Consider the following 18,487-nt stretch of genomic DNA (forward strand, 5'->3'; position numbering starts at 1 on the left):
TCGAGCGGGCGCCAACTCCCGGGGTCGGCCTGCCGATCCCCTCGGCGTTAACGTTTGGATAGCGACTTTTCTCGCAATTGAACGGCGATCCATGCTGGCGCGTTAGCCTTACCGGCAGTTTGGCCGGCCGCCTTAACCCCTGAAACGGCGTGTCGGATTAAATTGGGACTCCAGGAAAACGGAATCCCAAGCGATGCGCGTTGCCTCGACACTGGCAATTTTGGCGGCGATGACGTCGACGGCCTTTGCCGGCGGCGGCTTCGAGATCGTGATTCCAGGCCGCCCCGGCGTACCCGTCATCATTAACGGCGTCGATGCATCCTATGCGGTGGTCGAGGGCGATTGGGGGCTGGGCAAAGGCACCCATGTCGAGCCGACCGTCTACGGTGGCCGCTATGTCGATTCGGTGCCGCACGTCGGCCGCTATTATCCGAGCGCCGGCCGCATGCCCGGTTACGGGCGGCTGGAAATCGAGCCGCCGGCGAACCGCAGATTGCCGCAGCCGGCCGAGAGCTATCATCAATCCTGGTCGGCGCAATCGGCGCCGCTGCCGGCGCAATCCAACGTCCCCGTCAATCCGCCCGAGATCATCTACGCGCCGCAGGAGCGAAGGCGAGGGCCGCAGCATTTTCCACGCTAACCAACGAAAATATCGACAGGAGAGAGTAATGCGTCAGATACTTAAAGGATTGATCGCGGCAGTTGCCGTCATGGCCGCAGCCCCCGCGATGGCGTGCGGTTACTACGCGCCGTGCGTGCAGCCGCCTGTCTATGTCGCGCCGGTCGCGGCTTACGGCTATGCCGGCTGCAACCCCTGCGGCGGCTGGGTCCGTGAACGTCTGCCCGATCCGGAGCAGCAGTATTATTGGGTCAACCAGGGCCCGACCTATACCGGTCCCGGCAACTGGGCGCCGCGTCCGGTCTATCGCGAAGGCTCGATCTCCGGTTATGGCTATGGCTACAACCGGCCCTATCGCGCGCACCGCTACCACGGCCAGCGCGTGCTGCGCCGCTACTACTGATCTCGCGATCGGTGAAGGATTTCGGCGCCCGTTCGCATTGAGTTGCGGGCGGGCGTTGTCCTTTCATTTCATCAGGCCGAGCCGGCTCGCGCCGATATAGAGCGCCAGCACCGCGGCGTTCGACACGTTCAGGCTCTTGATCTCGCCGGGCATGTCGAGCCGCGCCACCACGCTGCAGGTCTCGCGCGTCAGTTGCCGCAGGCCCTTGCCCTCGGCCCCCAGCACCAGCGCCAGCGGCTGCTGTAGCGTCACCGCGCCGAGGTCCTCGCTGCCCTCGCTGTCCAGCCCAACCGTCATGAAGCCGCGGTCGTTCAACTCGTTGAGCGCGCGGGCGAGGTTCTGCACGGTCACCAGCGGTACCAGCTCCAGCGCGCCGGAGGCGGATTTCGCCAGTGCGCCGGTGGCCTCCGGACTGTGCCGGGCCGTGGTGACGATCGCTTTCACCGCAAATGCCGCCGCCGAGCGCATGATTGCGCCGACATTGTGCGGATCGGTGATCTGGTCGAGCACCAGCACGATGCCTTCCTGAGCCAGCGTATCGATATCGGGCGAGGGCAGGGGCTCGGCCTCCGCCAATAGCCCCTGATGCACGGCGTCGGGGCCGAGCCGCTGGTCGATCGCGTTCGGGCGGACGATTTCGGGGGGAACGCGGGTGTCGATATTCTCGTCCGCTAGGCGCTTTGCGGCGTTTTCGGTCAGGAACAGCTTTCGGATCTGCCGTTCCGGGTTGGCCAGGGCCGCCGAAACCGTGTGCCAGCCATAAAGAATCACCGGCCCGTCAGGGCTCGAATCCCGGTCCCGGCCCGGTGGACGGGCGAATTTCCGCCCTTTTTCGAAGGGTTTACCGCCGCCACGGCGGAACGGCGGTTTTCGGTCGCGATCGCTCATGGGGAGCTTGTGTCACGGGGGCCGGAATATGGCAATTTGGCCTCATCAGATGCGTTTTTGGCAGGCGCCGTTGGTTGACTTTGCTATCCCGCTTCGCCCATAAACGCGCCGGTCGAAGCCGGTTCGAAACAGGCTTTCGGCCTCAGCGTCATCCATGGTCCGGTCCTCCGCCACTCGGGCGGCCGGTTCCTGACGCTGGCGGACGGGGAAGTGTCCCGAGTGGCAAAGGGAGCTGACTGTAAATCAGCCGCCGTATGGCTTCGAAGGTTCGAGTCCTTCCTTCCCCACCACGCTTCGCCCTGACGGGCTACGCGTGGCGCAGCCGCGCGGAGACCGTCTGGTCGGAGCGTGTCCGGCGTAGCTTGAGCGCAGCGAAAGCGTAGACGGACTGGTGCCGCCCATACGCAAGCCAAGGCTCGGTAAGCCATCTCCTTGAACTTCTGCGCCAGCCGCCCGCTCAAACACACATCGCCTACTTCTGCGCGTTGGAGAAAGCCGTTTCGAGCACGTCGCCGATCGGCTGCCAGGTGCGGCCGTCGAATTGAATGAGCCGCAGGTGTTTGATCGGCCGGAAGTTCCAAGGTCCCGTGCTGATTTTGATCCCGGGCAACAACATGGAGCCTTGATAGTCTTTTAGGGCCGCCGCCTGCTTCATGACGTTCTCGCGAGACAAGTCGTTGCCGCATTGCTTGAGCACCTGGGCCAATGTCTCGGCGGCGGCGTAGCCGAACACGGCGTTACTGTCGTCTCTGCCGCCGGCCCGATTATATTTCTCAACAAATGTCTGCCAGTCCCTGGCGGCTTGCTCGTCCTTCCAGGCCGGATCATTCGCATCCTTCAAGAAAGTGGCTGTAATGACGCCCAAGGATTTTTCCTGGCCGGCGGGCTTTGGCGCCGTCGCGATCGATGACGCCATATGGTTCAAGATGAACACCGGGTGCCAATTGAGATCCGCCGCTATTCGGGCGACTTTCGCTGCGTTTTCCGGCACCCCTGCGAATACGAAAATTTCGGCGCCTGATCGCTTCAAGATCGATACGTGCGTGTCCAAATGCTCGTCTGCGATATCGTAGGCGATGTCGACCCTGATCATCCGGGCGATGTCACCGAGCCCGTCTTCCAGCCCCTTGAACAGTTCTCGACCGAAATGATCGTTCTGCCAAAGGGCTACGATCCTTTTTCCGGGGTAGAACGCGTGGATGTAGTTGGCGTAGATGCGTCCCTCTTCGCGAATGGAGGGCTGCCAGCCCATTGTCCACGGAAACAGCGACGGATCGCTCAGATGATCGTCTCCGGAGGCGACAAAGAGTTGGGGAATTTGCCTTTCATTCAGGTATGCGCGAACGGCAAAATTCCCCGGCGTTCCGAACGAACCGAACATCAAGAGCACGTCGTCTTTCTCGATCAGGTCGCGCGTGAGGCTTAGAGCGGTCGATGGATCGGATTTGTCGTCATATGAGATGAAGCGCACCTTGCGGCCGTTGATCCCGCCACGCTCGTTGATCATCTCAAAATACGCCGCTTCGGCTTTTCCAATCGCGCCGAAGACCTCCAGACTCCCGCTATAGGGCATAACGTTGCCGATGCGAATTTCAGTGTCGGTCACGCCTGGATCGCGCACCCGCTCGGTGATCGCGCCCAATGACGTAAGCGCCAGGACAAGAGCAATCAGCGTTCGGACCCTGGTTTGCATCGGACGAACTCCGTTACAAAGAATGCAGCCAGATTTCGAGACCTATGAGAGGCGAGATGCCTGATCTGGATCGAACGCCGAGAAATTGACGGCAGCGTGATCGTCATTTTCTTCGACCGGAATGGATGTGCCTGTGTTCCGATCGGCTCATACCGAAAGGGCGATAGCTGGCGGCAGGCCAGAGCAAGTTCCCGCACAACGCGATCCGACAAGCGTACGCCGTCGATCGGTTGTGTCAACGAATTCGCTTTTGTTCCCTTTGGGGGCAAGCTACTCCCGTGAACTCTTCCGCCCGCCGCGACCAAGCGGCGAGGAGAACCTCATCGGCGCCGTGATCACCGGGGTGGCAAAACGCGCCGTCTTCCTGTTCCGAAAGCTCGTCGTCGTCTCGAGGCCTCAGCCTTCTTGAGCGGTCTCCGGCAAGGATTCTCCGGGGAGATAAAGCCTGATCGGGCGGATTTCGTAGACGGCGGACGGATTGACCCGGTGCAGGTCGCGCGCAATGCCGATCGCTTCCTCCTCGTCGGCGCAATTCAGCACATATAGACCCAGCAGCTGCTCTTTCGTTTCGGCAAACGGCCCGTCGATGACCATTCCGGCGCCCGGACCTCGCAAGGTGCGGGCTTCTGCCGTCGCGCCCAGCCGCGCCGCCGGCCCGAGCAGCTTCTTCGCGTTCAGCCGGTCATGCACGGCCAGCAGTTCGGTCATCAGGGCCGCGTCCTCCTCCGCCGTCCAGGACGTGACCTCGGCTTCGACGTGGTAGGCCAGCATGGCGTAGAGCATCGCTTTCTCCTTTATGCGGGGGCCGGGATTGGCTGCTTCCCGAGGACGTTTTGCCGCGCCCGGTCCCGACATTCCGGCGGCCCACGAAACATTCCGGAAACACGATATATCGGATTGCCCTTGAACGAGAGGTGGCGGGCTCTCGACTGATGGGCAGAACGCGAGCCAACGCACACTATTCAAGGAGACGGTCATGCGACGCCAGCCTGCCACGATCATTTGCGATGCCGCCAGATTGCGTGCATCGCAGCCGGCGTCATCGCAAGCGGGCGATTGGCACGACGTCACCGGCCATCACCGCTACTACGGCAGTTCGGCCATCAATGGCGGCGAGCGCATCGTCGAAGTCCGCCGCGGCCCGTGCCCGCGCTCCGTCAATCTCTGCGGCTTTTGATCTTTGAGCTTCGGGGCAACAAAAAGGCGCGGCGGGATGGCTCCCGTCGCGCCCCATTTGTTGTGCTCGCTGGTCCAGGCCTGAGAGCGCCCGGAGCCAGGCCAAAACGTCAGCCTAGCGGGCGATCCCAGCGAGGTGACAGCGCTTGGTATAAGACACTGGATCACCTCCTTTCTTTGTTGATGGAAACATCAATATAGGCGGCGAATCGGCCCCTGTTAAGGGCCCGGACCGGCAGATGGACCGCTCCCCAGGATGTTCGGACCAGGGCGGCGGGGCGGGTTGAGGCCGCCTGCACGGCGTGTTAGGTCAACGCCAGCGCGGGTGTAGCTCAATGGTAGAGCAGCAGCCTTCCAAGCTGAATACGAGGGTTCGATTCCCTTCACCCGCTCCAAAAACGATTTCAATGACTTAGCCAGGAATTTTCAAACTTTCGTTCTGGCGCCATTCCGACAATTTTGACTCGTCGCGGCTGAAGGCTGATGCAAATCAGCGAATGTGTTCAAGATCTACTTAAGATTGTTCTTATTTGTGATGATCGTCTCCAATACGCTTGGTTCGGGCGAGGCTGGCGACTAGACATCCATCGCATGGCAACTGGGTCACCACGCTTGCTCCCTCAGCGCGAGGGCATAGAAAATCTCAAGAAAGCTCAAAGTGAGCGGCCCCGCCGTATGTTCAAAATTGTCGAAGGCGTTTTTGTGCTGAGACTCAATTCATCTAAAGCGTGGTAATGGGACGGCCGCTCATGGCGCAAAGCGGCCGTTCGACCGTCGGTGGAAGCCGTCGTCAAACCGCATGAATTGATCTACAACAAGGGGGCAATGTCGCTACGCCAACCGGCGTGTCGCGTGATTTGGCGCCATTCTGTTGCGGCCGGAGCCGATCCATTCGGGCGCCAGGCGGAACGGGGACAATGATGAGCGACTGGTTACACAATCTGCCGGTACCGTTGATGGCAATAGCTATCTTCGCCTTTACCTATCTGCTTGCCATAATTATTTTCGCCAGTGTTTCGGCACTCGCGACGGGAGAGCGCGCAAAATCATTCCAGGCGATTTCTCCCGGTATGTTGCCGGTGCTGGGTATCCTATTCGGCCTGTTTGTTGCTTTCACCGCTGCACAGGTCTGGAGTGACAGTGATCGTGGTAGTGCGGCGGTCAGCCGAGAGGCCAGCGCGCTGAGAGCCGTTGTGCTTCTAGCGGCTGGCCTGCCGCCAGAACAGGAAAGCCGGTTGCGTGACCTGATTCGTGACTACGTTGAGCAAACAGCAACGGTGGAATGGCCGATGATGGCGCGCCAAACGGCTTCACTGAGGTCGGCTCCTATTGCTCTGGCCGAGGCGCTGCAGTTCGTTGTCTCGATGACTCCGCAGAACCCGGGCCAGCAGACCGCGCAGCGCGAAATAATCAGCGCACTGGGGTCCGCGCTCGATGCGCGCCGGCAACGGATCATCGTCAGCCAAGCAGAAGTCAATTCGGTGAAATGGTGGAGCCTGTACCTGCAGGCGATATGCGAGTTGCTCGTGATCGCCGTGGTCCACTGCGGCAATCGGCTGGCATCGGGGATAGCGATGGGGCTGTTCGCGACAGGAGTGGCCACCTCCGTACTGCTGATCGCCGCTCACGACCGGCCATTCACCGGTCAAATCTCGATCGGGCCGGAGCCTCTTCTGCAAATCATGCCAGGTAAGTCGGCGAGCTAGTGAGCGCGGGCCATCTGCCGCTGTGACGAGGTTGGATGAGTAGCGTGTTTGCGTTAGCTGGAGTCCGCAAATGGCGCAAAGCGGTCATTCCTTGGATACCGCGACGGGATATTTTGATACCGCGTTTTGTTTTTCGGCAACGGACTTGCTCGTGAGCTAGAGCTGCTGCCCATCGCGCAAGGTATGCAGAGTTATCTCCGGCGGGCAGTTTAAGCGGACCGGCAGAAGGCTCGTGCCAGCGCCCACCGAGGTATATCCGACCATGGCGCCATGGCGCCATGGTCCAGCGCCCATGAATCTAGGTAATGCTGCCTCCAGCTTGATCGGAATTCCACCGGGTAGGCAAAGCTGGCCTCCGTGGGTGTGTCCGCATAACATGAGATCGAATCTGACGCTCATCGCTCGATCGTAGACTTCCGGCGTGTGCGCCAACAAAATCGAAAAGGCATCTGAAGGAATTTTCGACGCGGCTTTCTCAATGTCGTCTGCCCGATAGAAATGCGGATCGTCAACGCCGGCCAGGAAAATACGTTGTCCGTCACGAACAATCGGTTCGCACTCGTTGAACAGCATGCAGATTCCCATGGCTTCCATTGAAGGGGCCATACGGATGCTGTCGTGGTTACCAAGCACCCCATAAACTGGCCCCTTCAATTGGGCCTGCAGTTCATCGATGATTTCTAGACTTTTTTCGAATGGACCATATGTCTTGCCGCGATAGTCGCCGGTTAAGACGCAAATGTCGTATTGAAGGCCGCCGACCACGCTAACCAGATGCCGCATCGCGCCTACACTTATGTCGGCATGCAGATCGCTGATGTGAAGGATAGTGAAATTGTCAAATGCCGAGGGAAGATTGGCGAAAGCCACGCTATGTTGTTTGACAACGACGTGGTCAGCGTTTCGACGCGCACGGCCATAAAGTCCAGTCAGCTTCAGCGCAGTTCTGACAATCCACGGCGCTGCGTACCAGTTTTCAAGATTGAAAATGATCAGTCCCTGGCCGAACAGCTGGGCCTCATGCTCGACTTCGACTTTCAGTCGCCGCTCAACATGTTCTGATCCAATTCGCTCGATCAGGTCTTGCAGAGTAGGATCCAAATTCTAGTCTCTCGAGTTGGAGGGCGTTCCAAACAAGAGCAGGAATAACATGATAGGTCCATTGTAGTCGGCCCCGGCCGGCGCGCCATTTCAGGCCATGGCCTAGATTGAGGCAGGCTAGTTGGAAGTGGTCGGTTAGCCGGCAAGCTTTGCCGATGTCCGCTTTACCGACAGTAGCAGACCCACCAGAGCGCTGGTTCGACGTCCGATGTTGATAAGTCCGCAGGATGTTGCCAGCCGAGGGCACCACACGGTGCGGTCTCTCGGGGTGAGCATTGCCAAATCGTCTTATTAGTCAATATCTTATAATGAGAGTTGGCAAGGAGGCCCGCCGGGTTGTTGCTGTCCAGCCCGATAGGGAGTGGCAGTGCCGTTTAGCGTCACCCAATGTGTCCGCAAGCAAAATGCCTGTGGTAACTTGATGATGATCATCGGGCATTCGCAGGCTGGAAAATGGCGATAGCCCACTGCCTGCCAGTTCGCTCCAACTGGAGTGACGAAACATGGATCCATCGGTCACTGATTTCATCGCGAGGGAAGCGCGCTTTGGCGCCCAGAACTACGAACCGCTCGGCGTCGTTCTGTCGCGGGGCGAGGGCGTCTTTGTTTGGGATACGCAGGGCCATCGCTACCTCGATTGCCTCTCCGCCTATTCCGCGGTGAATCAGGGCCACTGCCATCCGAAGATCTTGGCCGCGATGGTGGAGCAGGCGGGCCGGCTGACGCTGACGTCGCGCGCCTTTCACAACGACCAGCTGGCCCTCTTTTACGAAGAGATCGCGGCGCTGACCGGCTCCCACAAGGTGCTGCCGATGAACAGCGGTGCCGAAGCGGTGGAGAGCGCGATCAAGTCGGTGCGCAAATGGGGCTATGAGGTGAAGGGAGTGCCGGACGGGCAGGCCGAAATCATCGTCTGCGCCGATAATTTTCACGGCCGCACCCTTGGCATCATCGGCTTCAGCACCGACCCGGCGGCACGTGACCATTTCGGACCGTTCGCGGCGGGCTTCAAGATCATCGCCTTCGGCGATGCCGCGGCGCTGAAGAAGGCAATCACGCCCAACACGGTCGCCTTTTTGGTCGAACCGATCCAGGGAGAAGCGGGCGTCGTCATCCCGCCGTCAGGTTACTTTACAGAAGTGCGCGAACTCTGCGCCGCGCACGACGTGATGTTGATTCTGGACGAGATCCAGACCGGGCTCGGCCGCACCGGCAAGCTGCTCGCGGAACAGCACGAGGGCATCGAGGCGGATGTCACGCTGCTCGGCAAGGCGTTGTCCGGCGGCTTTTACCCAGTGTCGGCCGTGCTTTCGAACAACGCGGTGCTCGGCACCCTGAAACCTGGCCAGCACGGTTCGACCTTCGGCGGCAATCCGCTGGCCTGTGCGGTGGCTCGCGCCGCGCTGCGCGTGCTGGTCGAGGAAGGGATGATCGAGAACGCAGCCGCCCAGGGCACCCGCTTTCTCGATGGCCTGAGCAGCATCCGCAGCAACACGATCCGGGAAGTGCGCGGACGCGGGCTGATGCTGGCCGTCGAGCTTCACCCGGAAGCGGGCGGTGCACGTCGCTACTGTCAGGCCCTGCAGGCCCGAGGCATCCTCGCCAAGGACACACATGGGCACACGATTCGCATCGCTCCGCCGCTAGTTATCTCCAGCGATCAGGTCGACTGGGCGCTGGAACAGATCGCCGCCACTTTGAGGCAGGACTTCTCGTGACCACTGGCCAGCGCCGCCGACTGCCGTCGTTCTGTTAGTCCCAATACACGCCCGCATGCCTCATCTTCCGGGTAAACCGAAAACCCATTTTAAAACTCGCGGGCAGATGCATGCGCTCGCTGAGCTATTTCCCTTCGCTGAGCTACTGGTGTCGAGTGACGCTCAGGTGAAATGTCGCCGTAGGATGCGCCAGCGTTCGGCAAAGCGAATGACGTTGTACGACTGCCGCCACTGCCTTGCCAAGCTTCCATCAGGCCGAAGATTTTTCCATGTCACTGTCGCGAGAGCACTGCGCTCGCCTATGGGACTAAATCGTCCATGGTCCCACTTGGCCTCCTGTTCGCCTAGATTGGAGCCCATCATTGGATTTTCCGTTGATCATCAGGCTCGCGATGAAGTTGTCTAAGCCCCGGGAATGGACCGAACTAGAGGTTAAGACCCTGATCTCCATGAGCGGGTAGCGGCATAGTGCGGCAGAAATATCGAAATCTCTTGGACGCTACGTTGGTTCGGTGAAAACGAAAGCGCGGGAGCTTGGATTAGTAGCTGTAAGAAAGCGAGCAAAAGCCCCCCCGGTGGGGCGCGAACTGATGACTATTGGAGATGGAAGAGGCGCGCTCCCGCGTTGAATTGGCTATCATCCAGTCAGATCACCGAGCGCACGCCGCAACCTGCGTTGCCTCCGAAGGCAATCGACAAAATGACGTCGCCCAGGCCATCTTGGCGGGCGGCGGCAGCGCCACGATCGCCGCGGTGGTCAGGACTGCCGAGATCGCTCACTCGGCGCATCATCGCTTCCTGCTTAGCCAACGGCTTGTCCTCGTCGAACTTCACCCAGGCGCTGCGCGATCTTGGAACGGGCGGCAGTTGATGAGCGCTCCCACGAAACGGCCGCGGGGAAAGCGCCGGTACTTCTCGGCGGTCCAATCCCGTTTGTCTCGCCGTTCCTGAAAATCGGCCTCGATTCGTTTTGACGAATAGGAGCGGGGCTACCCGCTCCGCTGATGACGGAGTCGTCGTTACGGGTCCGCGTGACGGTGCTCGCATGAAACTATGCGGCGCGGGTTTTGTTTTTTCCCGATCGGGCGACCTTTGCCTTTTTGGCGGATTTCGTCGCAACCAATCTCGTGTCGGTGGGCGCTGCGGCGTCAGCGTTGCTGCCTGAGTTTTCAACTGATGTCGTGAGAATTTCGCGTTGAGCATTGAGCCAATAGATGTCTGCCTGGCCCTCGGGTTCACCATCGGCGATCCAGAGGTGGTAGGCACGTTCGCGAATGGCCTCTTCCAGATTTGGCATGGGATTCTCCTTTCATGATGCGCCCAGCCCCGGCAGGCAAAGTCTTGCTCCTGTAAGGTTAGCGAAATCTTAACCGCTTGTGTCGGTTGGATTGCCTGGTCGGATTGCGATCACCAGGTCTCTTTGAAGCGCGTCAAGATCGCGGCGGCGGGTGAGGGACGAGCTTGCCGCCGCCCGGCAGCGCGATCGGCTCGTCGAACTTACGGCCCCACCCTGATGAACGCTCTGGCATCTCCTCGTCCCGGGGGGTATCCAACCCGAGGCGCAAGGGTTGCGTTGGCAATCAGGTTGGCGTCTATTTCCTCAGACCTGGCGAAAAGAAGAAAAAATCCTAAGAGGGCGTGCGCATATTTCGCGCCGCCAAAATGGGCGCCAACGGAGCGGCGGCCGACGTCGATCATCTCAAAAGCTGCGCCAATGTGCCTCCAGCCCGGCACGGAGCCAAAACCATTCCAGTCGCTGGTTGGGATTTGAGAGCAACAGACAATAGGTGGAGAAGGTCGCCTGAACAGGTAGGATGATGCACTGAACTGCCTGCGATTCGGAGGGGCCATGACCAAGCCGCGGCCAAGAACCGGTAACCTCTTAGCGATGCGTGCAGAGACCGGAGAGAAAGTCGATAAAATTCCAGCCGCGCGTTTCCCGGTTCAACACGAAATCCAGCAACTGCAAAAGGAATTGAGCGATTTTAACGAGCGAATCATAGAATTGGAAAATGAAGGCCATCGCGGCCATGCGATGGAAGTGTTGAAGGCAAAGGCAATAGACTTTGCACGGCAGATCGATGAACTTCGCTGCTTGCTAGTCGAACCGCTTCCGAAAGATTAGGACCTGTAATCAGCCAGATCATGCTGGGCACCGGCATCTTCCACGAACGCCGATACGTCATGTATTCACGCCGGCGAAGCTGAGGATCAGCAAGAGACGAGATTGCTATTCGAGAATCCGGGGCGGATTTTTTCATACGTGTCCCACGTAAATCGAAACCCCCGCCGGTCTGGGTAAGACAGCAGGGGTTCTTGCGGGTGGATGGTGCGGGGCTAGGGGAGGTTGCTCCTAGGTGTCGCGCCACGGACCTACTCGACGAGCAAACGTCTTACATCAGGTTCCCACAAGGCGATTTTCTGAGCAGTTGGTCTGAACTGCATACTCGAAGGCAGCTCCTTCAGGATCGTTTTCCTCGAACTATTCTGGGCCGCGTCCTGGCTCGAAAGACCTTCAGGTGATCGCGGTCACCAACCTGCTTGGCGTTTTCGACGTAGATCCAGACGGTCATGATTGGTCCCTCTTGAGCTTCCGCTTCCCCCAATCGGTATCCTTGCGCTCGGGATTGAACACCCTCTCGACATGACGATTCAGCGCCTTCATGACCTCGATCCGCGCCATCATCGCCAGAACGCCCGCGTATCAAGAGCCGCCTTACATCCGGTTTGGAATGCCCCGCGCCGGGCCAGAACTTTAGGAATATGATGCGTGACCATTGGGAGGTTTACGCATGGCAAAAGAACCGCACCAAAAGACCAACGCCGAACTCGCGCAGGATTTGTCCACACGGCCTGACAGTCTCATCCACCTCACCGCAAAGGCCGAAATGGCACGAAGAGCCGCCGTACAGGACCAGTGGCGGAGCTGAATCATGTTCGCTTCCGTGGTGATCGCAGCGCTCGCGGCCGCCGCTTCGGCCTGCTCGGCTTACTTCGCCTATCTCAGTTCGCTCCATAAGTGAGAACGTCAGAACGCCCCGCGCGAAAAGGTGGTGCATAGGCGCCTGTCTTCACTCCACCTCATACTGGAACGCCACGCCTTCCGGGTCATTCTCCTGAAGCCATGTCTCGGCGGCTTTCTCGCTCGCAAAGATCCTTAGGTGTTCCTTGTCGCCGACCTGCTTACTGGCCTGTTGATATCGATGGGGCGCCAAGAAGCTACAAAGCCCGGCCGCCCGTGAAGTCCGGTAGTGCCTCAGTTTGAAATTTAGAACTTGCCTTCCCGTCTGAACTTGGCGGCCAAATCAGTATCAAGCTTTTCAATCCGCGCTATCGTCACTTCCCGTTGCCACAATTATCTGCTCATTCGTCCCCATTCACTCACCGCGCGACGAATGAGTAGATAATCCAGATTACGACGAGAGCCGCTAGAACAAGTATCCAATTGGGAACTTGACTACCCGCTATCGATGTCTTCCGGCTAAACCATTCCATGGCTTTCCTCCCAGATAGACCGCCTCACTTGGGTGACCTCCCACGCTTCCAACACCCCCAATGATAACACCGATTTCCCAAAGCCGCTTGGTAACATTCGCGGCCATCGCTGAAAGAGCCCGCTACCGCATTTGACCCTCCCTTGGAAGCTTACCGCTAAGCATTACCTATAGCTGGGCTTATCGCAATGCAGGAGGTGGAAATGGGTCAAAGCAGGGTATTGCACAGCCACATGTCGAGCCAGCGCGATTCTTGGTGGTATTTGGTACAAGACGACAATGGCGCGCTGTTCATCGATTATGAGAATGACGTCTCCCCTGAGGACGGCAGGACGCGCGCACCTATCAACGAGTTTATTGCCAAGGATAGAAACGGTGCGGTGGGAAAAGCCATCCAGTTGCTAATCGACCGCATGTTCGAGGATAGAGATGCCAAGGGGTCCTAAGGGCGAGAAGCGGCCAGCCGCCGCCATCGGCAACGCCATCATGATCGCCAAGATCGCCACCGGCGAGATCGAGGACATCACCACCGAGGACGGCAAGAACGCGGCCGCCGTGGCGCTGGGGCGCATGGGCGGCAAGGCGCGGGCCGCGGGCATGTCGGCGAAGAAGCGGAAAGAGATCGCCAAGAAGGCTGCGGAAAAACGCTGGGGAAAGTAAAAGAGTCTGCTTGCAAGCAAGCAGAGGCGCCCCCGGAAGGGGATGGTGTCATTTTCCCTTCGCCTTGGAGCCTTTGGTTTTCGCGGGCGGGGGCCCCGCAGCCTCCCTGGCGAGCCGCTCTGCCTTCAGACGCTCACGGTTGTTAGTGAAGGCCTTCTGCGCGATCTCGTGCTCAGTCATTGCCTTCTTGGCATCGACTTGGCGAAATGCCTTACGCGCATCGCGCTCGGCTTTGGTGGTCGGCTTTGGTGGTTGAAGCCCGCCCGGCGGCTTTGTCATTTCTTCGCCTTCAGCCCGATCTCGACTGCCTCTCGCGCCAGCCTTTCTGCTCTAAGGCGTTTGTGGTTTGCATGGAATTCTGGCTCGGCTTGGCTGTCCGATATGGTCTGCCTCGACGAAAGCGGGTGGAGAGCCCGTCGCTCGAGCTCGTCCGCAACCTGTTGCTCGGCAGACCGCTTCGGCTTGATCATTTGCTTTTTCCCTTCAGCCCGAGTTCGACCAGGCGGCGGATGGCTTCTTAACGCAAATCAGCGGGTCGGCTGGCTGGTACTTCCGGTTTTCGGCCTCGCAGCCTCCTTCGCGCGCTCGGCCTGCCAAGCATCATATTCCGGCGTCCCACGTCGCGGAGGCGCGTCCGGCGGCAATCCGCCGATCCAATGCGGCATGTCGGCGACATGGGGCCCGCTCGCACAGGCCGAGACCAATGAGCAGAGTGCGCACAGCGTCAAAAAAGTCCGGAGCACGGTCGGAAATCCTTAAGTGCGCCGCAGACGTCGTTTCTCCGCTCCAATCGAGCACGTTTCCCCGGGGTGGGGAATTGTTTTTTAAGCAAATCAGGCGCAGCATGCCCGTGGGCCTAAGAACCCGAAACCAGTGCTGCCCGTGTCATCCCTGATTTGCTCGCCGCCTTCGGGCGTCCTGTGACCATGGATCACGGCTGTCTCGGCCTTTTGGCCGGGGGGCGCCGCCATGTCCAAGGCCGCAAGGCCCAAAACCGTCGCGCCTGTCTCACTGGCAGGTTCTTAGCCCCCGGCTGCCGCGGCTGATCCGCGACAAAGGCCCTAAGAAGCCAAACCAGTGAGCAACCCCCATGACCATCGAAAGACCCATGTTTCCGCCCGTCGACCAAGCGCGGCGCCACTTCCTGACCGTTGTTGCCTCCGGCACCGTTGCCATGATCCCTACCGCCGTGTCGGCGACCGCGCCTGCGGTCGACCCGATCTACGCCGCGATCGACGCGCACCGGCAGGCTGTCGCCGCACATGATGCGGTTACGGATGTTCGTGCTGCCTTCAACGACGTCAACATGAACGACGAACAGAAGGCGCAACTCGCCGTCCTTGAGGCCGCGGGGGCCGATGCCTGGGACCAGTTGGATGACGCTGGCTGCGATCTGGTGAATTCCAAGCCCACTACACTTGCCGGTGTAGCGGCCCTCTGCAGATACGTTGAGCCGCTTCTCAACGAGAAGGACACGGTCAACTTGCCGGAGGTGATCTACTGGGATGATGAAACTGCATCAACGGCGGCGGGTGCGCTCGCGAACGACGCGAACCGGGTCGTTAAACTGGCCTGTCGGAAAATCATCGATGATTGTTTCAAGATCGGTCCGCTCGAACTCGCTCTCACGGTAGACGCTACCGCTGCTAAAGCGATCAACTACTAGATAGGCCGTCTGATCCGCGCCGTAGGGCACGGTACTCGGTGACCAGCCCGTTCTGGGCATTGTAATATTCCAACGCAACAGGAAACCGGCGACACTCAACCGTTCGCTGATTACTAAGTTCTATTAGACCGGGGAGGCGGGGCACCCGTGCGTTTCAAACTGCCTTGCATTACCTTGCCAGCGGCGCCTAAACTTTTTGAACGATACTCTGCGTCTTGTAAAATGGGTGCGCCGGAAGATGGCTTTCTCCTCACTGAAACTGAAACCAGCATCGGGCGCCAATCGAATCAAGAGCGCGGATGACGCCTATTCATTTATGATGCACATGCGGCTTTCAGATCAGAACAAACCCCATTGGCAAGTGGCGAGGCAGGCGCTGAACAATGCCGGCGTGTCAGACGATAGCGAAATTCGCGCTTGGTGGTCGTTTCGGGCGGCGGCCGCCGCGGAAGGCTGGCTTCTGGATTAGGCTCTACCCCGTCATGCCGCCGCTGCTCGATCTTCATATTCAACCCCGCGCGCGACGATCCTCAGCACATCATCCGCAACGGCCGCTGCAGCGCCTTCGCCTCGTCCCACGGCGCGCATCCTTTGGCGCGGGAAAGTCTGCCGTCTCCTAACATTTTGGTGTAGGCTACAGTCGGACAGAGGGAGGCGCGGCGATGCCTCAAGAGAATTACGCTGCCAAGCAGCAACGGATCGGCGAGCGCCTGACGCGTGCGATGGCCAAGGCCCACATGGATCGCCGCGAGCTTGCCGAACTGACGGGCTACAGTGAGGCACAGATCGTGAGCTGGGAGCGCGGACGCGCGCGGCTGTACCCGATCGAGCTGATAAAGCTGTGTCATGCGCTCGACGTGATGCCGGAGTGGCTGCTGTGCTGGGAGCGCCGCCTCCATTGATCAGCAGCGCCAGCGTTTTCCACCGTTATCCGTCATGCTGCAGCCCTGTCTTCCTTATCCCCGCCGCGCATCATCCGGCAGCGGCCGCTAGCGCCTTGGCTTCATTCCACGGCGCGCGCATCCAGACGTCGTGCTCCTCCTCTATCAGCAGGATGACCGGCATGGCCTTTGGGTGGATCGGTTCGACGACCGCATTCGGCGTAGTGGTGAGAAAGCCGTAGACGTTATGCGGGCCGGGAATCGGTTTCGATTTCGTTCCGCGGTCGCCCTTGAACTCGGTCCAGATGCCGGCGAAGCAGGTCAGCGGCCGATCGTTGATCGCGAACCAGACCACGTCCTTTCTTCGTCTCCGGGTTCGGCTCCGGCGCGTACTCGGCAAAGCTGTTGAACCGGACCAGGCAGCGGTTTTCCGGCTTCAGCCCACATTCGCCAGTGCGGGGACGACGTGTCCCTGATGTTGGTGAGCGGCGGTCCGCCATTGCGAGGTGCGGGTGACGTGCCCCAGCGCATCATCGTCGGCTCTGGATGATTTCATTTCCATTGCGAACATTGGAACTATGCTTCCTCGGCCGCCAGACGCCGACGTCGCGCCAGTCAAGGCCGTGCACAAGGGGAAATTCCCTGTCGTCGGCTTTGTCAAAGACCCGAGCGGCGTCGCCGCGCTGTATCTTGGCAAGCAGGAAGGCAAAGACCTTGTCTACATGGGCAAGGTCGGGACAGGCTGGTCGCGCACGGTCTCAAGCCAGATCAGAAAGCAGCTCGACACTGTGGTCAGCCCGAAATCAAAGCTAACCAGACCTATCAGGAAGCCGAAGGCAACATGGGTAGAGCCAAAGTTCTATGCCGATGTTGAGTACCGGGACATCACATCGGAAGGCTTGCTGCGGGCGAGTTCGTTCAAAGGTCTGATCAAGGGAACGGGGGCGCACCTAACCAGCCCGTTCTTATGTCCGTTGCTGACCCCTTTGCGACATCAGCCGCGCGGGAATTTAGTAACGGCTAAAGCACTATGTATTCGTCGGAATGGCGCAGCCGGCCACTTGGGATATTGCGAGGGCCGATTATCTGTATTCCGTTGCATATTTGCTGGCGATCTCGTTGACCTGCTCCCGAGTCAGCTGCTTTGGCGGGACCCCGGGCGGATTGCAGGTGTCGCGGAAAAAGCCATCCAAGCCAGCAGGCGCCATGATCCAGAGCAGGAGCAATTCGTGATCGGGATTGGCGAACCCATGCCAAGCATTCCTGGGAATGAATATCGTTCCGCCCTTCTCGAAAGGGTGTCATGTATCGTTCAATGCGAAAATTCCGCTGCCTTCCAGAACGTAGAAGGCTTCGTCCATCAGCAAGTGTCGGTGGATCGGAATACCCACACCGACCGTCACCTGCTGAGTCCCCAAGGCAAGACTGTCCGAGCCCGTGGCAGGGCCGACCTTGATGAAGATATTGCCGACGTCGCGAAAATGAACGAGATGTTCGCCTTCGGCGGGGCCAAGTACATATCCTTGCGACGCCGCGGACTGAGCCTGGGTCATGCTGTTCCTCCGATCCGATGGATACTACTTGAATGGTATCATTCAGCACCTCATGCATCCAACGGCCTCCAACGTCGGTTCTTGGCACTTTTGCGAAGTGCCAACCGGCACGGAGAGTGTCTGCATATCGGGGTAGACCGGAAGTGGTCGGCCTAAATTTTTGGGTCGCTGATTTCACGACATATTGGTCGACTTCTCTCCCGTAAGGGCGCACCGTTCCTGTGACGCTTGAACTGAAGCGTCCCAACGTTTGCGTAAACTTATCTAAACCACGCTCAAGGCGGCCTAACATGCGCGCCCCAGACCCCGTCGTAACGTTTGTTGTAGTTCTCGTAATCGGCCTTGCCGCTGGCTTTCTGTTCGACCGGCTTGCGGGGCCGTCATGGCTTGCTCGTCAATTCTCCGGATCAACCCGCGGCATCGTCACAAGCGCATTGGTGGGTACGGCTGGCGCGTTGATTGGCTATCACATCGCGGTGCTTATCGCGCTCGGCGGCGGGATAGTGACGTCGGTAATTGCAGCGGCGCTCGGGGCGACTGTGGTGCTGTTCACTTGGCGGATGGCTAAATAATAAATATTTCTGCTCGTGGGGCACTTTCGAGACATGCCGACCGACGCGGAACGCCCTCGATATAGGCGCCGGTGCGCTGCGCGAGCAGCACCGCCGTTTCGAGCGTGGATTGCATGGTCGGGGTGCTTTTGGTTGGTACCAAAATCGTCTTCAGCGTCAGCCCCGCTCGTTGCAAATGAACGATAGTCCCACGCAGCCAAGACGGCACAGACTTTCGACAGGCTAAACCTTCGAGCAAGACCGCCAAGACTTCGGCCTAAAGGTTCCGTCGGCGTTGCTTGTGACCCAGCCGAGGTGATCGAATAAACGGGAGTGATATCGCTTATTGGCCGACTCGAGTGCGCCGCACTGCAGCAT

At 59.4% G+C, this 18,487-nt stretch carries 22 protein-coding genes, 2 tRNA genes and 2 pseudogenes; 16 read left to right on the top strand and 10 right to left on the bottom strand.

Annotated elements, in window-relative coordinates; translation table 11 throughout:
* Positions 1-193: 193 nt before the first annotated feature.
* Positions 194-640 (top strand): hypothetical protein, encoded by a 447-nt coding sequence (locus V1286_RS10430; RefSeq protein ID WP_334479387.1) that lies wholly within the window; start codon positions 194-196, stop codon positions 638-640.
* Positions 641-668: 28 nt separating this feature from the next.
* Positions 669-1,022, top strand: coding sequence for a hypothetical protein (locus V1286_RS10435; RefSeq protein ID WP_334479389.1), 354 nt, complete (start codon positions 669-671; stop codon positions 1,020-1,022).
* A gap of 63 nt (positions 1,023-1,085) precedes the next feature.
* Here the strand turns inward: V1286_RS10435 and rlmB are convergent, their stop codons facing one another.
* Entirely contained in the window at positions 1,086-1,910 is an 825-nt protein-coding gene (gene rlmB, locus V1286_RS10440; RefSeq protein WP_334479391.1) for a 23S rRNA (guanosine(2251)-2'-O)-methyltransferase RlmB, read from the bottom strand.
* Between the two features lie 204 nt (positions 1,911-2,114).
* Here rlmB and V1286_RS10445 point away from each other — a divergent pair.
* A tRNA-Tyr gene (locus tag V1286_RS10445) sits at positions 2,115-2,200 on the top strand.
* A gap of 182 nt (positions 2,201-2,382) precedes the next feature.
* Here the strand turns inward: V1286_RS10445 and V1286_RS10450 are convergent.
* Both V1286_RS10450 and V1286_RS10455 read right to left on the bottom strand, forming a co-directional pair.
* Positions 2,383-3,603 (bottom strand): ABC transporter substrate-binding protein, encoded by a 1,221-nt coding sequence (locus tag V1286_RS10450; RefSeq protein WP_334479393.1) that lies wholly within the window; start codon positions 3,601-3,603, stop codon positions 2,383-2,385.
* Positions 3,604-3,999: 396 nt separating this feature from the next.
* On the bottom strand, positions 4,000-4,386 hold the full coding sequence (locus V1286_RS10455) for a YciI family protein (protein WP_334479394.1): 387 nt from the start codon (positions 4,384-4,386) through the stop codon (positions 4,000-4,002).
* A gap of 193 nt (positions 4,387-4,579) precedes the next feature.
* On the opposite strand from V1286_RS10455, the gene V1286_RS10460 reads away from it, so the two are divergent.
* The 3 genes from V1286_RS10460 (at position 4,580) to V1286_RS10470 (ending at position 6,485) form a co-directional block, all read left to right on the top strand.
* Positions 4,580-4,780 carry a hypothetical protein gene (locus V1286_RS10460; protein WP_334479396.1) on the top strand — a complete coding sequence of 67 codons (201 nt, stop codon included), beginning with the start codon at positions 4,580-4,582 and terminating at the stop codon, positions 4,778-4,780.
* Positions 4,781-5,100: 320 nt separating this feature from the next.
* Positions 5,101-5,174 (top strand) — tRNA-Gly (locus V1286_RS10465).
* A gap of 525 nt (positions 5,175-5,699) precedes the next feature.
* Complete coding sequence (locus V1286_RS10470) at positions 5,700-6,485, top strand: bestrophin-like domain (RefSeq protein WP_334479398.1); 786 nt, start codon at positions 5,700-5,702, stop codon at positions 6,483-6,485.
* Between the two features lie 156 nt (positions 6,486-6,641).
* Here the strand turns inward: V1286_RS10470 and V1286_RS10475 are convergent, their stop codons facing one another.
* A complete protein-coding gene (locus tag V1286_RS10475) occupies positions 6,642-7,586 on the bottom strand; it encodes a metallophosphoesterase (protein ID WP_334479399.1) in 945 nt (314 codons plus the stop codon).
* Between the two features lie 503 nt (positions 7,587-8,089).
* Here V1286_RS10475 and rocD point away from each other — a divergent pair.
* On the top strand, positions 8,090-9,304 hold the full coding sequence (gene rocD, locus V1286_RS10480; RefSeq protein WP_334479401.1) for an ornithine--oxo-acid transaminase: 1,215 nt from the start codon (positions 8,090-8,092) through the stop codon (positions 9,302-9,304).
* Positions 9,305-9,949: 645 nt separating this feature from the next.
* On the opposite strand, the gene V1286_RS10485 is transcribed toward rocD, so the two are convergent.
* Together V1286_RS10485 and V1286_RS10490 are read right to left on the bottom strand one after the other, a co-directional pair.
* On the bottom strand, positions 9,950-10,138 hold the full coding sequence (locus V1286_RS10485; protein ID WP_334479402.1) for a hypothetical protein: 189 nt from the start codon (positions 10,136-10,138) through the stop codon (positions 9,950-9,952).
* 217 nt (positions 10,139-10,355) lie between these two features.
* Positions 10,356-10,601 (bottom strand): DUF2934 domain-containing protein, encoded by a 246-nt coding sequence (locus V1286_RS10490; RefSeq protein ID WP_057852319.1) that lies wholly within the window; start codon positions 10,599-10,601, stop codon positions 10,356-10,358.
* Between the two features lie 552 nt (positions 10,602-11,153).
* Here V1286_RS10490 and V1286_RS10495 point away from each other — a divergent pair.
* The 4 genes from V1286_RS10495 (at position 11,154) to V1286_RS10510 (ending at position 13,458) form a co-directional block, all read left to right on the top strand.
* A complete protein-coding gene (locus tag V1286_RS10495) occupies positions 11,154-11,429 on the top strand; it encodes a hypothetical protein (protein ID WP_275186094.1) in 276 nt (91 codons plus the stop codon).
* Positions 11,430-12,096: 667 nt separating this feature from the next.
* Entirely contained in the window at positions 12,097-12,234 is a 138-nt protein-coding gene (locus V1286_RS10500; protein ID WP_334479403.1) for a hypothetical protein, read from the top strand.
* 767 nt (positions 12,235-13,001) lie between these two features.
* Entirely contained in the window at positions 13,002-13,244 is a 243-nt protein-coding gene (locus V1286_RS10505; protein ID WP_334479405.1) for a hypothetical protein, read from the top strand.
* Positions 13,228-13,458 carry a hypothetical protein gene (locus V1286_RS10510; protein ID WP_057852316.1) on the top strand — a complete coding sequence of 77 codons (231 nt, stop codon included), beginning with the start codon at positions 13,228-13,230 and terminating at the stop codon, positions 13,456-13,458. The genes V1286_RS10505 and V1286_RS10510 overlap by 17 nt, the downstream gene beginning before the upstream one ends.
* Positions 13,459-13,506: 48 nt before the next feature.
* Here the strand turns inward: V1286_RS10510 and V1286_RS10515 are convergent, their stop codons facing one another.
* Positions 13,507-13,737 (bottom strand): hypothetical protein, encoded by a 231-nt coding sequence (locus V1286_RS10515; protein WP_057852315.1) that lies wholly within the window; start codon positions 13,735-13,737, stop codon positions 13,507-13,509.
* On the bottom strand, positions 13,734-13,928 hold the full coding sequence (locus V1286_RS10520; RefSeq protein ID WP_057852314.1) for a hypothetical protein: 195 nt from the start codon (positions 13,926-13,928) through the stop codon (positions 13,734-13,736). The genes V1286_RS10515 and V1286_RS10520 overlap by 4 nt, the downstream gene beginning before the upstream one ends.
* Before the next feature lie 620 nt (positions 13,929-14,548).
* Here V1286_RS10520 and V1286_RS10525 point away from each other — a divergent pair.
* The 3 genes from V1286_RS10525 to V1286_RS10535 all read left to right on the top strand — a co-directional run bounded on the left by V1286_RS10525 (position 14,549) and on the right by V1286_RS10535 (position 16,026).
* The gene (locus tag V1286_RS10525) at positions 14,549-15,124 is read left to right on the top strand and encodes a hypothetical protein (RefSeq protein WP_334479406.1); all 576 of its coding nucleotides are present in this window, start codon (positions 14,549-14,551) and stop codon (positions 15,122-15,124) included.
* A gap of 196 nt (positions 15,125-15,320) precedes the next feature.
* Positions 15,321-15,593 (top strand): hypothetical protein, encoded by a 273-nt coding sequence (locus tag V1286_RS10530; RefSeq protein ID WP_334479407.1) that lies wholly within the window; start codon positions 15,321-15,323, stop codon positions 15,591-15,593.
* Positions 15,594-15,786: 193 nt separating this feature from the next.
* Complete coding sequence (locus V1286_RS10535) at positions 15,787-16,026, top strand: helix-turn-helix domain-containing protein (protein WP_247832113.1); 240 nt, start codon at positions 15,787-15,789, stop codon at positions 16,024-16,026.
* Between the two features lie 54 nt (positions 16,027-16,080).
* Here V1286_RS10535 and V1286_RS10540 read toward each other — a convergent pair.
* Positions 16,081-16,548, bottom strand: a pseudogene (locus tag V1286_RS10540) (SOS response-associated peptidase family protein); the annotation flags it as partial.
* A gap of 35 nt (positions 16,549-16,583) precedes the next feature.
* Between V1286_RS10540 and V1286_RS10545 the strand changes: the two are divergent.
* Positions 16,584-16,922, top strand: a pseudogene (locus V1286_RS10545) (ATP dependent DNA ligase); the annotation flags it as partial.
* Positions 16,923-17,306: 384 nt separating this feature from the next.
* Here V1286_RS10545 and V1286_RS10550 read toward each other — a convergent pair.
* Positions 17,307-17,558, bottom strand: coding sequence for a cupin domain-containing protein (locus tag V1286_RS10550; protein ID WP_334490256.1), 252 nt, complete (start codon positions 17,556-17,558; stop codon positions 17,307-17,309).
* Between the two features lie 290 nt (positions 17,559-17,848).
* On the opposite strand from V1286_RS10550, the gene V1286_RS10555 reads away from it, so the two are divergent.
* Positions 17,849-18,130 carry a hypothetical protein gene (locus V1286_RS10555; protein WP_334479409.1) on the top strand — a complete coding sequence of 94 codons (282 nt, stop codon included), beginning with the start codon at positions 17,849-17,851 and terminating at the stop codon, positions 18,128-18,130.
* The last annotated feature ends 357 nt before the right edge of the window (positions 18,131-18,487 follow it).

The organism is Bradyrhizobium algeriense, from assembly GCF_036924595.1.
GTDB classification, from domain to species: Bacteria; Pseudomonadota; Alphaproteobacteria; order Rhizobiales; family Xanthobacteraceae; genus Bradyrhizobium; species Bradyrhizobium algeriense.